We start from the raw sequence: 15,003 nt of genomic DNA, 5'->3' as shown, positions 1-15,003 counted from the left end.
CGTAGAATGAACCCGGGGCGGCGCCACCGGCGCGGCCGAAGCGAATCGAGGTAGCTGGATGGAATTCAAGGATTACTACGCCACCCTGGGGGTGGAACCGAGCGCGGGCGAGGCGGAGATCAAGACCGCCTACCGCCGGCTGGCACGCAAGTACCACCCGGACGTCAGCAAGGAGGCCGGGGCCGAAGACAAGTTCAAGGCGGTCAACGAGGCCTATGAAGCGCTGCGTGATCCGGAGAAGCGCGCGGCCTACGACCAGCTGCGGGCGCAGGGCTACCGCCCGGGCGAGGAGTTCAACGTGCCGCCGAACTACGGTGGTGCCGGTGGCTTCAATTTCGAGGAAGTGTTCGGCGGCGGCGGCCCCAACGGCGGTTTCAGCGACTTCTTCGAAAGCCTGTTCGCACGCCAGCGTGGCGGTGCCGGTCCGGGGCCGGGCTTCAGCAGCCAGGGCCACGCCCCCAACCGCGACACCCGCGCCAAGCTGTCGGTGCCGCTGGAAGCGGCCTACGGTGGCGACAGCCTGCGCATTACCGTCAATGGCAAGCAGCTGGACGTGCGCGTGCCCAAGGGCATCCGCCCGGGCCAGGTGATCCGCCTGGCCGGGCAGGGCAACCACGGCGGCAACCTGCTGCTGGAAGTGGAATATGCCGCGCACCCGCAGTTCGAGGTCGATGGCCGCAACATCCTCTACACGCTGCCGGTCACGCCGTGGCAGGCCGCGCTGGGCACCAGCCTGAGCGTCCCGACGCTGGGCGGCACGGTGGAACTGAAGATCCCGGCCGATTCCGACGCCGGCCGCAAGCTGCGCCTGCGTGGCCGCGGCCTGCCGGGCAACCCGGACGGCGACCAGATCGTGGAGCTGGAAATCGTGGCGCCCGCTGCGACCGACGAGGCGCAGAAGAAGGCCTATCGCAATCTGGCCAAGGCCTTTGGCGAATCCATCTGAGGCCGATGCTGGTGGGTGCGGACCTTGGTCCGCACGCCTTCCGGTAGTGCCGGCCGCTGGCCGGCAATTTCATTACCCGGGACGGTGATGCGTGGTTGCCGGCCAGCGGCCGGCACTACCGCGCGCGCCTCAGCCCTGGCCGGCGAACACCCGCTCCAGCACTTCGGACAGTTCGTCTTCCGAGAACGGCTTGGTGATGTAGGCCTTGGCGCCCTGGCGCATGCCCCACATGCGGTCGGTGTCCTGGTCCTTGGTGGTCACCAGGATCACCGGGATATGCCGGGTCGCTTCATCGCGGGCAAGCGTGCGGGTGGCCTGGAAACCATTGAGGTTGGGCATCACCACGTCCATCAGGACCAGGTCGGGCAGTTCGGCCTTGGCGGTTTCGACGCCGGCCGCGCCATCGGTCGCGGTCAGGATCTGGTGCCCGAGCTTCTCGACGATGCGCTGTATCCCCAACAGCTGCGACGGTGAGTCGTCGACGATCAGAATGCGTGCCATGTTGTTCCCCATGTAATGCCCGCAGTGTAGTGCGGGCACATTACCGACGGGAGGGGCGCGTCTGCCGTCCGTCGCCTGCCTGCGACGTTCAGTCGATCCGCACCACGGTGCGGCCCAGCGAACGACCGGCCAGCATCCGCTCGAACACGGCAGGCAGCTCATCGAGGCCGACCTCGGCGGTGCAGATGCGGTCCAGCTGCTGTGGCTTCCATTCGCCCCCCAGGCGCGACCACACCACCTCGCGCAGCCGGCGGGGGGCATTGGCCGAGGACACCCCCAGCAGCGACACCCCGCGCAGGATGAACGGCATCACCGTCATCTCCAGCGAAGGGCTGGCCGCCAGCCCGGCACTGACCACGCTGCCGTAGGGCACGGTCTGTGCCAGCAGGCTGGCGAGCATGCGGCCGCCGGCATTGTCGAGGCCACCGCCGAAACGGGCCGACTGCAGCGGGCCGGTATCGGCCAGGGCCTCGCGCGGCAGCACCTCGGCGGCGCCGATGGCGCGCATGAAATCGGCCTGGTCCGGTTTGCCACTGACCGCATGCACGGTGTAGCCGGCGCGGCTGAAGATCGACAGCGCCAGTGCGCCGACACCGCCACTGGCGCCGGTGACCGCCAGCGGCCCGAGGTCCGGAACCTGGCGGTTGTCCTGCATGCGCAACAGGGCCAGTGCCGCGGTGAAGCCGGCCGTTCCCAGCACCATCGCCTCGCGCGGGCTCAAGCCGGGCGGCTGGGCGATCACCGCGCGTGACTCCAGCCGCACGTACTGGCTGTAGCCGCCATCGCGGGTCTCGCTGAGGCCGCAGCCGGTGGCCAGCACCGCATCGCCTTCACGCCAGTCCGGATCGGTGCTGGCGACCACGGTGCCGGCCACGTCGATGCCGCCCACCAGCGGGAAGCGGCGCAGGATCCTGCCCTTGCCGGTGCCGGCCAGGGCGTCCTTGTAGTTGACCGAGGACCACCCGGCGCGGATCAGCACCTGGCCGGGGTTGAGGTCATCGACACCCAGCTGGGCCAGGCCGCTACGGTAGCCGGCGTCGTCGTTTTCGATGCGGAAGGCGGTGAACGGGGTGGTGGGGGCCATCGGCGTTGCCTGACTTCGAGGAAAACGCCACCTTACCCCGTCGGCCCCCTTTCGATCCTGCCGATCCGCCCCATCTTGTATGATCGGTGATGGTTTCACGGCTGGCGCCGCGGGAAGGGCCCGCGCCGCAGCCCAAATCTTGATGGAGCGTGCATGGCCTGGAATACACCCGGCGGCAACAAGGGCGGACAAGGCCCCGAGGACAAGCGACGCGGGCCGTTCGGGTCGCGCGGCGGTGGCAATGGTGGTGGCTGGGGCGGATTGCCCGGGCCGCTGAAGGACCTGTTCGACGGCGGCATCGTGCGTTGGGTGGTGGCCGCAGTGGTGTTGCTGGTGCTGTTCTCCAGCTTCCAGCTGATCGGCGAGCAGCAGCGTGGCGTGGTACTGCGCTTCGGCCAGTTCTCGCGGATCCTGCAGCCCGGCCCGAACTTCAAGCTGCCGTGGCCGATCGAATCGGTCACCAAGGTCAACGCCACCGAGATCAAGACCTTCTCGATCCAGGTGCCGGTGCTGACCCGCGACGAGAACATCGTCAACGTCTCGCTGAACGTCCAGTACCGCATCGATGACCCGCAGCAGTACCTGTTCGGCACCGTGGATGCCAACCAGGTGCTGGAGCAGTCGGCACAGAGCGCGGTACGCGAGGAAGTCGGCCGTGCCGACCTCAATGCCGTGCTGAACAACCGCGGCCCGCTGGCCGTGGCCGCCGAGGAGCGCCTGCAGGCGCTGCTGCGCGCGTTCAAGACCGGCCTGACCGTGACCGGTCTGACCCTGCAGGACGCCCGTCCGCCGGAGGAAGTGAAGCCGGCCTTCGACGAGGTCAACGGTGCCCAGCAGGTCAAGGAACGCCTGATCAACGAAGCCCAGGCCTACGCGGCCAAGGTCGTGCCGGAAGCCCGTGGCCAGGCCTCGCGTGCCCGTACCACCGCCGAAGGCTACAAGCAGGCCGTGGTCTCCAAGGCCGAGGGTGATGCGCAGCGCTTCAGCCTGTTGCAGGCCCAGTACAAGGACGCCCCGGAAGTGACCCGCAAGCGCCTGTGGCTGGAAACCGTGCAGCAGGTGCTGAGCGAGAACCGCAAGGTGATCGGTGGCGATGGCCGCCAGCTGATCTACGTGCCGATGACCGGCGATACCCGTCCCAGCACTTCGGCCCCGGCCGCAGTGCCGAACCCGGAGGTGGTGATGCCGTCGCTGCCGGGCGCGGCGGTGGAACAGTCCCGCGATCCGGGCCGGCCGGTAGGCCGCCCGAGCGGGCGACCGAGCGGCCGTGAGGAGGGCAGCCGATGAAGAGTCCTATCTGGATCGCCGTGATCGTGGCGGTGGTGCTGGGCCTGCTCGGCTCGGTGTACGTGGTCCGTGAGGACCAGACCGCCATGGTCCTGAACCTGGGCAAGGTGGTGCGTTCGGACATCAAGCCGGGCCTGCACTTCAAGGTGCCGGTGGTGGAAACGGTGAAGGTCTTCGACCGCCGCTTCCAGGTGCTGGATACCGCGCCGGCGCGTTACTTCACCGCCGAGCAGAAGGACGTCAGCGTCGACTTCTTCGCCATCGGCTACATCTCCAATGTGGGTGACTACTTCCGTGCCACCGGCGGCGATCCGCGCATCGCCAATGCCCGCCTGGCGCCGATCATCACCGACTCGCTGCGCAACCAGATCAACTCGCGCACCCTGCAGCAGCTGGTTTCCGGCGACCGCAGCGAGCTGATCGCCGAGCAGCTGAAGGGGATCAACGAAGCCGTGGCCGGCCTCGGCATGCAGATGATCGACCTGCGCATCAAGCAGGTCGACCTGCCGACCGACAGCCAGGTCATCAACGACGTGTACGAGCGCATGCGCGCCCAGCGCAAGCAGGAAGCGGCGAAGCTGCGTGCGGAAGGCGAGGAACAGTCGCTGACCATCCGCGCCCAGGCCGACCGTGACAGCACCGTGCTGATCGCCGAAGCCGAGCGTGACGCGCAGCGCCTGCGCGGTGAAGGCGATGCCGACGCTGCCCGCATCTACGGCAAGGCCGGCTCGGCCGACCCGTCGTTCTATGCGTTCTACCGCAGCCTGGAGGCCTACCGTGGCTCCATGACCGACGGCAACGGCGTGATCGTGCTCGACAAGAACGACCCGTTCCTGCAGTACCTGAAGAACGACCGCTGAGGTCGCAGGGCATTACCCCACGGGGCCCGGCCAGATGCCGGGCCCCGTGCTTTTTCCGGAGTCCCCGATGAAAGATCTGTTCGCCGCCATCTGCCTGGTCGCGGTGCTGGAAGGCCTGTTCCTGTTCGTTGCACCGTTCGCCTGGAAGCGCATGGCTGAACGCCTGCTCGACATGCCCAGCCCGGCCCTGCGCAGTTTCGGCGGGCTGGTCCTGCTGGCCGGGCTGAGCCTGCTGTGGTGGGTGCGACATTAGCCGGGGTCCGATCCCTTCCTGCGGAAAGGGATCGGACCCCGTTCCGGACCTCCAGGCGGGCGGCTGACCGGCCGGTGAAGCCGCCCGTCGGAAAGGTGGCACCGGACCCCGGAAACCCGGATAATGCACAAAAGCCGGACGGGCCTCCCCCGTTCGGCTTTTTCCGTGTCTGGGCCTTCCATCGCCGGCCGCTCCCCGTTTGGAGCCGCCTTCCAGGTGCTGGCCGGCCCCGCTGCGGTTCAACCGTCCGCGGCCCCGATGGCCGCAACATATGAGGAGCCCGTCATGGGTCAGTCTGTCGTAGTGCTTGGTGCCCAGTGGGGCGATGAAGGCAAGGGCAAGATCGTCGATCTGCTCACTGAGGAAATCGGCGCCGTCGTGCGCTTCCAGGGCGGCCACAATGCCGGCCACACCCTGGTCATCAACGGCAAGAAGACCGTCCTGCACCTGATCCCGTCGGGCATCCTGCGTGACGATGCGCTGTGCCTGATCGGCAACGGCGTGGTGATCTCGCCGGCCGCGCTGCAGAAGGAAATCGCCGAGCTGGAATCGTCCGGCGTGGAAGTGCGTTCGCGCCTGAAGATCTCCCCGGCCGCGCCGCTGATCATGCCGTACCACATCGCCCTGGACCAGGCGCGCGAACGCGCTGCCGGTGGCAAGGCGATCGGCACCACCGGCCGTGGCATCGGCCCGGCCTACGAAGACAAGGTGGCGCGTCGCGGTATCCGCATCGCCGACCTGCATTACCCGAAGCAGCTGGAAGAACTGCTGCGCACGGCGCTGGACTACCACAACTTCGTGCTGACCAAGTATCTGAACACCGATGCGGTCGATTTCCAGAAGACCTTCGACGAAGCGCTGGCGTTCGGCGAGTACGTGCAGCCGATGAAGTCCGACGTGGCCGGCATCCTGCACGACCTGCGCAAGCAGGGTAAGCGCGCGCTGTTCGAAGGCGCGCAGGGTGCGCTGCTGGACATCGACCACGGCACCTACCCGTACGTCACCAGCTCCAACACCACCGTCGGCGGTGCGCTGGCCGGTTCCGGCGTCGGCGCCGATTCGATCGACTACGTGCTGGGCATCGCCAAGGCCTACGCTACCCGCGTCGGCGGCGGCCCGTTCCCGACCGAGCTGGACGACGAAGTCGGCCAGGGCATCCGCGACCGCGGCGCCGAGTACGGTGCGTCGACCGGCCGCCCGCGCCGTTGCGGCTGGATGGACATCGTCGCGCTGAAGCGCGCCGTGGCCATCAACGGCATCAGCGGCCTGTGCATCACCAAGCTGGACGTGCTGGACGGCATGGAAAAGCTGAAGGTCTGCATCGCCTACGAATACAACGGCAAGCGCACCGAGTACGCGCCGCTGGACGCGCAGGGCTGGGAAGACTGCACCCCGGTGTACCTGGAGTTCCCGGGCTGGAGCGAGAACACCCACGGCATCACCAACTGGGACGACCTGCCGCCGGCCGCACGCGCCTACCTGCGTTCGCTGGAAGAGCTGGCCGGCTGCCCGATCAGCATCGTCTCCACCGGCCCGGACCGCGACCACACCATGGTCCTGCAGGATCCGTTTGCCTGAGTGGATGACCGCTGGCAGCGGGCCTTGCCCGCCATTGCTGGATGAAGGAGCCCCGCGCAAGCGGGGCTTTTTCGTTACTGTGCCCGGGGGCCCAGCGGAACGTACAGCGATGACCGGGATGCCAGCATGAAAGGGCGGACGCTGATGTGGGGTGTCCTGTGGGCACTCTGGAGCCTGTGGGGCCTGGCCTGCCTGGTGCTGGCGCTGGGCGCCCTCGGCAATCATCTGGCCTCGCGGACCCAGACCCTGCCGCTGGCGTTGAGCCCGGGTGCCAGCGCCGAACTCAGCGTCTACCGCTTGATCGATGACCGCCTGCGGCTGCGCCTGCGCTACGCGGAGGAGGACCGGGTCACGGCCGCCGCGACAGCGCCTGCTTCCGCAGGGATTGATTCCTCGGCGCCTGAGCCTGACGTGCTGCTGCGCATCGAAACCCCGACCGATCACGCCGACTTCCGTGCCGGCACGCGCTCGGGCGTGGCCGGGCAGGGCGTCAACCGCGCACTGCAGTCGGTCGAGCCGGATCGCTTCGCCGCCTCCTATTTCGGCTATGGCCGCGCTGACGCGCTGCCGCAGGGCCGCTCATGGCTGCGGGTGACCGTGCTGGCGGTGGACCCGGCGCTTGCAGGCCGGGCGGCGGCCATTGAAGTGCAGCCGCCACTGGACCTGCTGAAGCTGACCGACCTGGACTACGCCTGGCTGTGGCCGTTCTTTTTCTGGAAGATGGCAGCACTGTTGCTGCTGATTCCGGGCGCGGTGCTGGCGGTTTTCACCTTCAGCCTGCGCCGCTGGCAGCATCGGCAGACGCAGCCGCGTGCTTCAGCAGGGGATAGGGGTTGATCGACTCTCCCTTCCACCACTGTTTTTCCGGTCCAAGCATGTGCACCTCGAAGTGCAGGTGCGGGGCCTCGGCGCTGGCGTTGCCGGTGCTGCCCACGTAACCGATCACCTGCCCGCGCTTGATTGACTGCTTTTCGGCCAGGCCATCGGCGTAGCGCTGCAGGTGCGCGTAGTAATAGCACCAGCGCCCGCTGGGCTCGAACTGATAGATCGTCAGGCCACCGCGCTCGCTGTCGAACAGCTTTTCCACCGTGCCATCCGCCACCGCCAGCACCGGCGTGCCGGCGTCGGCCATGATGTCGATCGCATCGTGCACGCGGCCCTCGCTGCGCGCATCGGTGAAGGTGTCGCGCAGTTGCGAGGCCAGCACTCCGCGCACCGGCAGCAGCAGGCCGCGCGGTGCATCGGCCGCCTGCGCGATCGAAGGCGCGGCGATGGCGGGTGGGGCCGTGACACGCGCGACCGGTTCCTTCAGCGCTGCCGCGGCCACCGGCGGCTGCGCTGCTGGGTGCGATGCGGCGACCGGCTCAGCCGCATCGCGGCGCAGCCACCCGCCCGCGCCCAGCCCCAGCAGAACGCCCAGCACGATCAGATGGGAAAGACGCATCGGCTCACTCCTGCATCAGCACGGGCACGGTGGTGTCCACGGCGTCGGCGACGCGCACTGCATCCCAGTTGGTCATGCGCACGCAGCCATGTGATTCGGTCTTGCCGACATGGCCGGGTTCGGGCGTGCCATGCAGGCCGTAGTGCGGCTTGGACAGGTCGATCCAGACCCGCCCGACCGGATTGTTCGGTCCCGGCGGCAGCGTGGCCTTCTTCTCGCCCTTGCGGGCATCCCAGAACAGCTTGGGGTTGTAGTGGAACGGCGGGTCACGGTAGACACCCAGAATCTTCCATTCGCCGATCGGCAACGGGTCGTGCTGGCTGCCGGACGACACCGGCACCTGCGCGATCACCTTGCCCTGCGCATCCAGCAGCTGCAGGGTGGAATCGGATTTGTCGACCACGATCTTCGCTGCCTTCGGCAATGCCGCCGGCGCGATGTTGGGCACCTGGATCGGGTTGCCTGCCCTGGCCAGGTCCACGCCTGGATTCAGGGCCTTGAGCAGCCCGGGGAACGCGTGGAAGCGCTCGCCCAGGGCTTCTTCCACACTGCTGTAGCCCAATGACTTCAGCCTGGCCTGTGCGGCCGGCCCTTTGGGAATGGCCTGGAACGGACCGGCGACATCGGCTGGGGTCAGCGTGTAGCTGGCCAGCGGCTGGACCGTATCGGCCTGCAGGGCGCGCCAGGTGGCCTCGTCCAGCTCGCCGCTCACGCTCAGGCCGCGTGCGGCCTGGAAGCCGGCGACCGCGCGGCGCTGGTTGCTGCCGACCTCGCCATCAATCTGGCCAGGCGAGAAGTTGGCGCGATCCAGCAGGACCTGGGCGTGCAGGGCCGACCTGGGCGCGGTATCGGGGCCGGCCTTCTCCGCAATCGGGGCCGGCAGGCCGGCTGGCGCCGCCTGGGCGAAGACGGCCGGGGCCAGCAGGGTGAGCGACAGTACGGCGACACGGGCTGAAAGCATGGACAACTCCCTCAGGATACCGCTCCACCTTGCCTGCCCGGCACGAGCATTCCGCGTGAAGTCGCTGACGCGCGGCTGAGCGCGGCATCGCCAGCGCCGCTCGTCACATGCCTGAACCGCATCCACCCCGGGCGCCAACGGCGTATCAAGTGCGGCGCTTGCGCGGCCGATAGGGGCGCATCCCCCCGTTTTGGATGTACCGATGAACTACTTGAGGAATGTCAGGGTTGCCTGGCGTCTTGGGCTGGGCTTTGGCCTGTTGCTGCTGCTGGTCGCGGCCGTGGTCGCCACCGGAGCCACCGCCAGCGTCGTGCAGAAGCGCGCGATGCAGCAGGTGGTCGATGTCAGCGTGGCCAAGGTGCGCCTGCTGTCGCAGATGCTCGACGCCAACAACCAGATGATGGTGGTGCGCCGCGAGATGCTGATCCGCCAGGGTGACGACCGTGGCCACGACGAAACGCGCATCGCCGAGTTGGTGAAACGCTACGAGGCCAGCTGGAACGCCTACCAGACACTGCCCAGCGATGCGGCAGGCAAGGCCATCGCTGAGACCATTGCGGCCAAGCGTGCCATTGCGCGCCCGCTCAACAAGCAGACCAGCGAGCTGATGGAGCAGGGCGATTATCCCGGTGCCGTGGCGCTGACCCTGGGGCCGGTGCAGGAAGCCGCGAATGGCTGGAACAAGGCGCTGTCCGACGGTGTCGACTTCGAAGAGAAGGAAAGCCGGGATGCCGCTGCCGAGGCGATCCGCCTGGGCGAGCGCAGCCTGCTGCAGCTGCTGGTGCTGGGCGGCGTTGCGCTGCTGGTCGGCATTGCTGCTTCGGTGATGATCGGCCGCAGCCTGACTGGCCCGCTGGCGCGTGCGGTGAACCTGGCCGAGCGCCTGTCCAAGGGCCAGCTGGACCAGGAGTTCCGCCTCGGCGGCCGCGACGAGCTGACCCAGCTCGGCGAGGCGATGGCCAGCGTGCGCCAGAGCGTGCAGGCCGCGATCGGCGCGCAGCTGCAGATGGCCGAGCAGCATGAGGCCGGTGCGATCCGCTATCGGATGGATGCCAGTGCCTTCCCCGGCGATTTCGGGCGCATGGTGCAGGCCACCAACACCCTGGTCGAGTCGCACGTGCAGGTGGAACTGCTGATGGCCGAGGTGATGCAGCGCTATGCCATCGGTGACCTCAGCCGTGACCTGCCGGATTACCCGGGCGAGAAGGGCGCTTTGACCCGCACCCTGGCTGCGGTCAAGCAGAGCCTGATGGCGATCAACGCGCAGATCGATGAACTGGCCCGCGCTGCGCGCGCCGGTGACTTCAGCATGCGCGGCGATGCCGCCGCGTTCCAGTACCAGTTCAAGGCGATGGTCGAGCACCTCAATGGCATGATGGCCAGTTCGCAGGCCAGCATCGCCGACGTCTCCGACGTGCTGCGCGCGATCTCGCACGGCGACCTGACTGCACGCATGGACGGCGAGTACGACGGCGTGTTCGCGCGCATGCGCGACGATGCCAACACCACCACCGCCCAGCTGACCGGCATCGTGCGTGGCATCCAGGTGGCAGCCGACAGCATCAACAATGCGGCGCAGGAACTGGCCGCCGGCAACAATGATCTGTCGCGCCGCACCGAGCAGCAGGCGGCGAACCTGGAAGAGGCGGCCGCCTCGATGGAGGAACTGACCTCGACCGTGCGCCAGAATGCCGAACTGGCACGCCAGGCCGACAGCGAAGCGCATGCCGCCGGTGCCGCGGTGCGCGAGACCGAACAGGCCATGGCACAGATGGCATCGGTGATGGGCGAGATCGACCAGTCGTCGGCACGCATCTCGGAAATCTCCACGGTGATCGATGGCATCGCCTTCCAGACCAACATCCTGGCCTTGAATGCCGCGGTGGAAGCCGCGCGGGCCGGTGAGCAGGGCCGTGGCTTTGCGGTTGTCGCCAGCGAAGTGCGCACGCTCGCGCAGCGTGCCGGTGTCGCCGCCAAGGAAATCAAGGAACTGATCGAAGATGCCGCCGCCAAGGTGCAGAGCGGCCTGGCGGTGACGGTCGAGTCGGAAGCGGCGATTGCACGCGTAGCACAGGCAAGTTCACGCACGACCCAGCTGATGAGCGACATCGCTGCAGCCAGCAAGGAGCAGGCCGCCGGCATCGAGCAGGTCAACCAGGTGGTGGTGCAGATGGATCAGGTGACCCAGCAGAACGCCGCCCTGGTGGAGGAAGCCACCGCCGCCAGCCGGGCGCTGGAGGAACAGGCGCACGCACTGACCACCTCGGTGTCGGTGTTCAAGGTGGAAGGCGCAGCGGTTCCGGGCGTGCCGCGTCGCGTGGCCTGAGCAGGCTGCTGACTCCGTGAAGGGAATGCGGCCGCCCTGAGCGGCCGTATTTCCATTGCCTGATCAGGCCGGCGGACACACCGTCATCATTGTTCCAGGACACTGCCGAGCATGGCCCCAGCCGCATACAGAACGGCCAGGGTCGGGGGCACCACCAGAAGGTAGACGGTCATCCAGGTTTTTCCGGAAAGCCACGCACGCATGTCGATGACGTCGAGCGCTGCGGTCTGCAGCATCACCGGCAGCTCCATGAGGATGTAGGCGCTCTTGGGATCACTGTTGGTCTGTGCATCGAGCACCAGCCAGACGGTCAGCGCGAGATAGAGTGTGCATACGGCAATGCCGGCCCAGCTGAGCCAGCGTGGCTTGCGCATTCCGCCTTCTCCGTTCCGTCGGGATCATCAGGGTAGCGCGCTGCGTGCGCCGCCGTGAACTTCCTTACGTTGAGCCAATGAGCGAAGCTGCAGGCAGGAAGCCGTGCGAAGAGACCTGAAGGGTGATCGATGTGACGAATGTCGTGATGCTGCCTGGACTGGATGGCACCGGCCTGTTGTCGACACGCTTCGTGGAGGCGATGCAGGCGCAGGGCCTGGGGGTGCAGGTGCTGCCGATGCCCGCGCAGGGGCCGCAGGACTACGCCACGCTGGCGTCGATCCTGCGCCCGCACCTTCCGGCATCTCCCTTTGTACTGCTGGCCGAATCCTTCGCCGGTCCCCTGGCCATCGAACTGGCGGTGGCTGGACCGCCCGGATTGCGAGGGTTGGTACTGAGTACGACCTTCGCACGGAGGCCGGTGCCGTTGCCTGCGGCGAGCGCACGGATACTGACCCAAGCGTGGCCGTTGCCGCCACTGGCGTTGATCGCCCGATTGCTGCTGGGGCAGTGGCGGACGCGCACGAACCTGCGTGAGCTGGGCCTGGCAATCACCCAGGTGCCGGCGGCAACCCTGCGCCGGCGTGCTGCAGCCACGCTGCAGGTGGATGTTCGTGCACTGCTGCCGGAACTTGTGTTGCCAACGCTGTGCCTGCATGCCCGGCAGGACCGCCTGCTGTGGCCGCCCAGCGTGGCCGAACTGCAGGCCTTGTTGCCCGATGCCCGCCATGTGTCGTTGCAGGGGCCACATCTGCTGCTGCAGGCACGCGCCGACGCAGCTGCAGCCGAGGTTGCAGCCTGGATGAAGACGCTGCCGCCCTGACCGACGCGCTCAGCCGCGCGTGCGGGTATGCGCCGCCTTTTTCGCCACTGCCTTGCTGGCGGCCTTTTTCGCCGGTGCCTTCTTCGCTGCCTTGCGCCCACTGCCACTGCGCTTGCCACCCCCATCCTGCTTGTTCACGGTGGCCCAGGCGATGCGTTCGGCCGTGCTTTCACTGGCGCCGCGTTCGCGTTCGCTTTCTTCGATGTGTCCGGCCTGGCGCTTCTGCTTTTCGGTATAGGCGGCCTTGTCACCTCGGGGCATGACCGGGTCTCCGCTGGGGGCTGGCCCCCACGGTGGCCCTGGCCGCGTTAAGTGCAAGTCCCGCAAGGGTGATCGCACCGGCAAGGTGCCTCGGCTATGCTTGCCGCATGCGAGTCGAGCCCGCCGACATCGAAGCCCTGTTCGACGCCATCCCGGACGTGCTGTTCTTCATCAAGGACCGCCAGGGGCGTTACACCCACGTCAACCAGACCATGCTGCGGCGGCTGGGCCTGCGCGCGCGCAAGGATGTGATCGGGCGTACCGCCGCCGAGATCTACCCGACCGGGCTCAGTGCCGACTACGTCGACCAGGACGCCCGCGTGCTGTCCGGCGAGGTGATCGAGAACCTGATGGAGCTGCATCTGTTCGCCAACCGCGAACCGGGCTGGTGCCTGACCTGCAAGCGGCCGCTGCTGGTCGACGGCGCCATCGAGGGCCTGATCGGCATTTCCCGCGATCTCGGCCAGAAGGACAGCCTGGGCACCCAGTACGAACAGCTGCGGCTGGCCCTGGCCCACCTCAACGCGCACTACGCCGAGAATGTGCGCATGCAGACCCTGCTGGACATCACCGGCTTCTCGCTGTCCAAGCTGGAGCGCAGTTTCCGCAAGGTGTTCCAGATGACCCCGCAGCAGGTGCTGACCCGGTTGCGGATCCAGATGGCCATGCACCTGCTGCATGGCGACGACAGCATTGCCTGCATCGGCCAGGCCTGCGGTTTCAGCGACCAGAGCGCGTTCACCCGCAAGTTCAAGGCTGAAACCGGTTTCTCGCCGCGCGCCTACCGTGCCCGTATTGGCGGGACCCTCGGCGAGCCTGCGCTGGCCTGAGCCGCCTGCTGCGCTGTGCCTATCCCCGTGGGCACGGGACAGGGTAAGGTGTCGCCCCTGTAGCCCGCCGCCAGCCCCGCCGATGCCCAACTCGATTCCGACCGCTTCGCCGTCCCGTCTCGGACATTCGCTCAAGCCCCGCCAGCTGATCATGATGGGCCTGGGCAGCGCCATCGGCGCCGGGCTGTTCCTGGGCTCGGGCGTGGGCGTACAGGCGGCCGGTCCGGCGGTGCTGGTGTCGTACCTGGTGGCCGGTGCGCTGGTGATCATCGTGATGAACGCACTGGGTGAGATGGCGGCGGCCAAACCGACCAGCGGCGCGTTCTCGGTGTATGCCGCCGACGCCATGGGCGCCACCGCCGGCGCCACCGTCGGCTGGTTGTGGTGGGTGCAGCTGGTGATCGTGATCGCGGCCGAAGCGGTCGGTGCGGCCGGGCTGCTGGCCACCGTATGGCCGGCAGTACCAGTACCGATGGCGGCACTGGCCTTCATGCTGTTCTTCACCGCGATCAACCTGCTCGGCGTGAAGAACTTCGGCGAATTCGAATTCTGGTTCGCCATCCTCAAGGTGGCGGCCATCCTGGCGTTCATCGCCATCGGCGTGGCGCTGCTGATGGGCTGGCTGCCGCAGGTGACCTCGCCGGGGCTGAGTAATTTCACCGAGCATGGCGGCTTCGCGCCGAAGGGCCTGGCCGGCATCGGCGCTGCACTGCTGGTGGTGGTGTTTGCCTTCGGTGGCACCGAGATCGTGGCCGTGGCAGCGGCGGAAACCGAAGATCCCGAGCGCAGCATCGCCCGTGCCATCCGCACCGTGGCCTGGCGCATCCTGGTGTTCTACATCGGCTCGCTGAGCGTGATCATTGCCGTGGTGCCGTGGACCAGCGAGGCGCTGAAGTCGCCGTTCGCCGCGGTGCTGGACATTGCGCGCATTCCGGGCGCCGGCACCGCCATCACCCTGATCGCGGTGATCGCGCTGCTGTCGGCGCTCAATGCCAATCTCTACGGCGCCTCGCGCATGATGTATTCGCTGGCGCAGCGCCGCGAAGCCCCGGCCGTGCTCGGCTGGACCGATCCGCGCCAGGTGCCGGTGGTCGCGGTACTGGCCAGCGTGCTGTTCGGTTTCGCTGCCACGGTGATGGAGCTGCTGTTCCCGGACCGGGTGCTGCCGGTGCTGCTGAACATCGTCGGTTCCACCTGCCTGCTGGTGTGGACCCTGTCGCTGGTTTCGCAGCTGGTGCTGCGCCGCCGCGCCGATCGCCTGGGGACCCGCCTGCCGTTCCGCATGGCCGGTTTCCCGTGGCTGACCTGCTGCGCACTGGCGATCCTGGCGTTGATCTTCGGCCTGCTGCTGAGCGAGTCGCACACGCGGCTGCAGTTCCTGTCGATGGTCGCGCTGACCGCTACGATCGCCGCCGGCAGCGCCATCGCGCGACGCATGCGCGAAGCCTGAGCGAGGCTGCCGGCCAGCGGCCGGCAC

15 protein-coding genes and 1 pseudogene are annotated in these 15,003 nt (G+C 67.8%); 10 read left to right on the top strand and 6 right to left on the bottom strand.

Annotated features, from left to right (window positions below; translation table 11 throughout):
- Nucleotides 1-58 precede the first annotated feature (58 nt).
- The gene (locus tag Q0P60_RS05900; RefSeq protein WP_294989619.1) at nt 59-946 is read left to right on the top strand and encodes a DnaJ C-terminal domain-containing protein; all 888 of its coding nucleotides are present in this window, start codon (nt 59-61) and stop codon (nt 944-946) included.
- A 129-nt stretch (nt 947-1,075) separates the two neighbouring features.
- Here the strand turns inward: Q0P60_RS05900 and pilH are convergent, their stop codons facing one another.
- Entirely contained in the window at nt 1,076-1,447 is a 372-nt protein-coding gene (gene pilH / locus Q0P60_RS05895) for a twitching motility response regulator PilH (protein WP_005410644.1), read from the bottom strand.
- 88 nt (nt 1,448-1,535) lie between these two features.
- A complete protein-coding gene (locus tag Q0P60_RS05890; RefSeq protein WP_294989613.1) occupies nt 1,536-2,531 on the bottom strand; it encodes a YhdH/YhfP family quinone oxidoreductase in 996 nt (331 codons plus the stop codon).
- Between the two features lie 153 nt (nt 2,532-2,684).
- Here Q0P60_RS05890 and hflK point away from each other — a divergent pair, with 153 nt between their 5' ends.
- From hflK to Q0P60_RS05865, 5 genes are all read left to right on the top strand, one after another.
- Nucleotides 2,685-3,818: an FtsH protease activity modulator HflK gene (gene hflK, locus Q0P60_RS05885; RefSeq protein WP_294989610.1), complete on the top strand. Its 1,134-nt coding sequence runs from the start codon at nt 2,685-2,687 to the stop codon at nt 3,816-3,818.
- Nucleotides 3,815-4,678, top strand: coding sequence for a protease modulator HflC (locus Q0P60_RS05880; protein ID WP_010482785.1), 864 nt, complete (start codon nt 3,815-3,817; stop codon nt 4,676-4,678). The genes hflK and Q0P60_RS05880 overlap by 4 nt, the downstream gene beginning before the upstream one ends.
- Nucleotides 4,679-4,745: 67 nt before the next feature.
- Nucleotides 4,746-4,931 carry a DUF2065 family protein gene (locus Q0P60_RS05875; protein WP_294989606.1) on the top strand — a complete coding sequence of 62 codons (186 nt, stop codon included), beginning with the start codon at nt 4,746-4,748 and terminating at the stop codon, nt 4,929-4,931.
- A gap of 285 nt (nt 4,932-5,216) precedes the next feature.
- The gene (locus tag Q0P60_RS05870) at nt 5,217-6,509 is read left to right on the top strand and encodes an adenylosuccinate synthase (protein WP_294989603.1); all 1,293 of its coding nucleotides are present in this window, start codon (nt 5,217-5,219) and stop codon (nt 6,507-6,509) included.
- A gap of 126 nt (nt 6,510-6,635) precedes the next feature.
- The gene (locus Q0P60_RS05865) at nt 6,636-7,346 is read left to right on the top strand and encodes a hypothetical protein (protein WP_294989600.1); all 711 of its coding nucleotides are present in this window, start codon (nt 6,636-6,638) and stop codon (nt 7,344-7,346) included.
- On the opposite strand, the gene Q0P60_RS05860 is transcribed toward Q0P60_RS05865, so the two are convergent.
- A complete protein-coding gene (locus Q0P60_RS05860; RefSeq protein WP_294989597.1) occupies nt 7,282-7,953 on the bottom strand; it encodes a M23 family metallopeptidase in 672 nt (223 codons plus the stop codon). The two genes, Q0P60_RS05865 and Q0P60_RS05860, sit on opposite strands and share 65 nt — an antisense overlap.
- Nucleotides 7,954-7,957: 4 nt before the next feature.
- A complete protein-coding gene (locus Q0P60_RS05855) occupies nt 7,958-8,914 on the bottom strand; it encodes a L,D-transpeptidase family protein (RefSeq protein ID WP_294989594.1) in 957 nt (318 codons plus the stop codon).
- Between the two features lie 202 nt (nt 8,915-9,116).
- On the opposite strand from Q0P60_RS05855, the gene Q0P60_RS05850 reads away from it, so the two are divergent.
- Nucleotides 9,117-11,240, top strand: a complete 2,124-nt coding sequence (locus Q0P60_RS05850; RefSeq protein ID WP_294989591.1) for a methyl-accepting chemotaxis protein — start codon at nt 9,117-9,119, stop codon at nt 11,238-11,240.
- A gap of 86 nt (nt 11,241-11,326) precedes the next feature.
- On the opposite strand, the gene Q0P60_RS05845 is transcribed toward Q0P60_RS05850, so the two are convergent.
- Nucleotides 11,327-11,614, bottom strand: a complete 288-nt coding sequence (locus tag Q0P60_RS05845) for a hypothetical protein (protein WP_294989588.1) — start codon at nt 11,612-11,614, stop codon at nt 11,327-11,329.
- 146 nt (nt 11,615-11,760) lie between these two features.
- Between Q0P60_RS05845 and Q0P60_RS05840 the strand changes: the two genes are divergently transcribed.
- Entirely contained in the window at nt 11,761-12,435 is a 675-nt protein-coding gene (locus Q0P60_RS05840) for an alpha/beta hydrolase (protein WP_294989585.1), read from the top strand.
- 33 nt (nt 12,436-12,468) lie between these two features.
- Here the strand turns inward: Q0P60_RS05840 and Q0P60_RS05835 are convergent.
- Nucleotides 12,469-12,696 (bottom strand): annotated as a pseudogene (locus Q0P60_RS05835) (hypothetical protein); the annotation flags it as partial.
- A 107-nt stretch (nt 12,697-12,803) separates the two neighbouring features.
- Between Q0P60_RS05835 and Q0P60_RS05830 the strand changes: the two are divergent.
- Together Q0P60_RS05830 and Q0P60_RS05825 are read left to right on the top strand one after the other, a co-directional pair.
- Entirely contained in the window at nt 12,804-13,526 is a 723-nt protein-coding gene (locus Q0P60_RS05830) for an AraC family transcriptional regulator (RefSeq protein WP_294989579.1), read from the top strand.
- A gap of 82 nt (nt 13,527-13,608) precedes the next feature.
- Nucleotides 13,609-14,976 carry an amino acid permease gene (locus Q0P60_RS05825; protein WP_100440413.1) on the top strand — a complete coding sequence of 456 codons (1,368 nt, stop codon included), beginning with the start codon at nt 13,609-13,611 and terminating at the stop codon, nt 14,974-14,976.
- Nucleotides 14,977-15,003 lie beyond the last annotated feature (27 nt).

This window comes from uncultured Stenotrophomonas sp., from assembly GCF_945952405.1.
Lineage (GTDB): Bacteria > Pseudomonadota > Gammaproteobacteria > Xanthomonadales > Xanthomonadaceae > Stenotrophomonas.
Note: the sequence above shows the minus strand (reverse complement) of the source record. Positions and strands in the feature narration are given on the sequence as shown.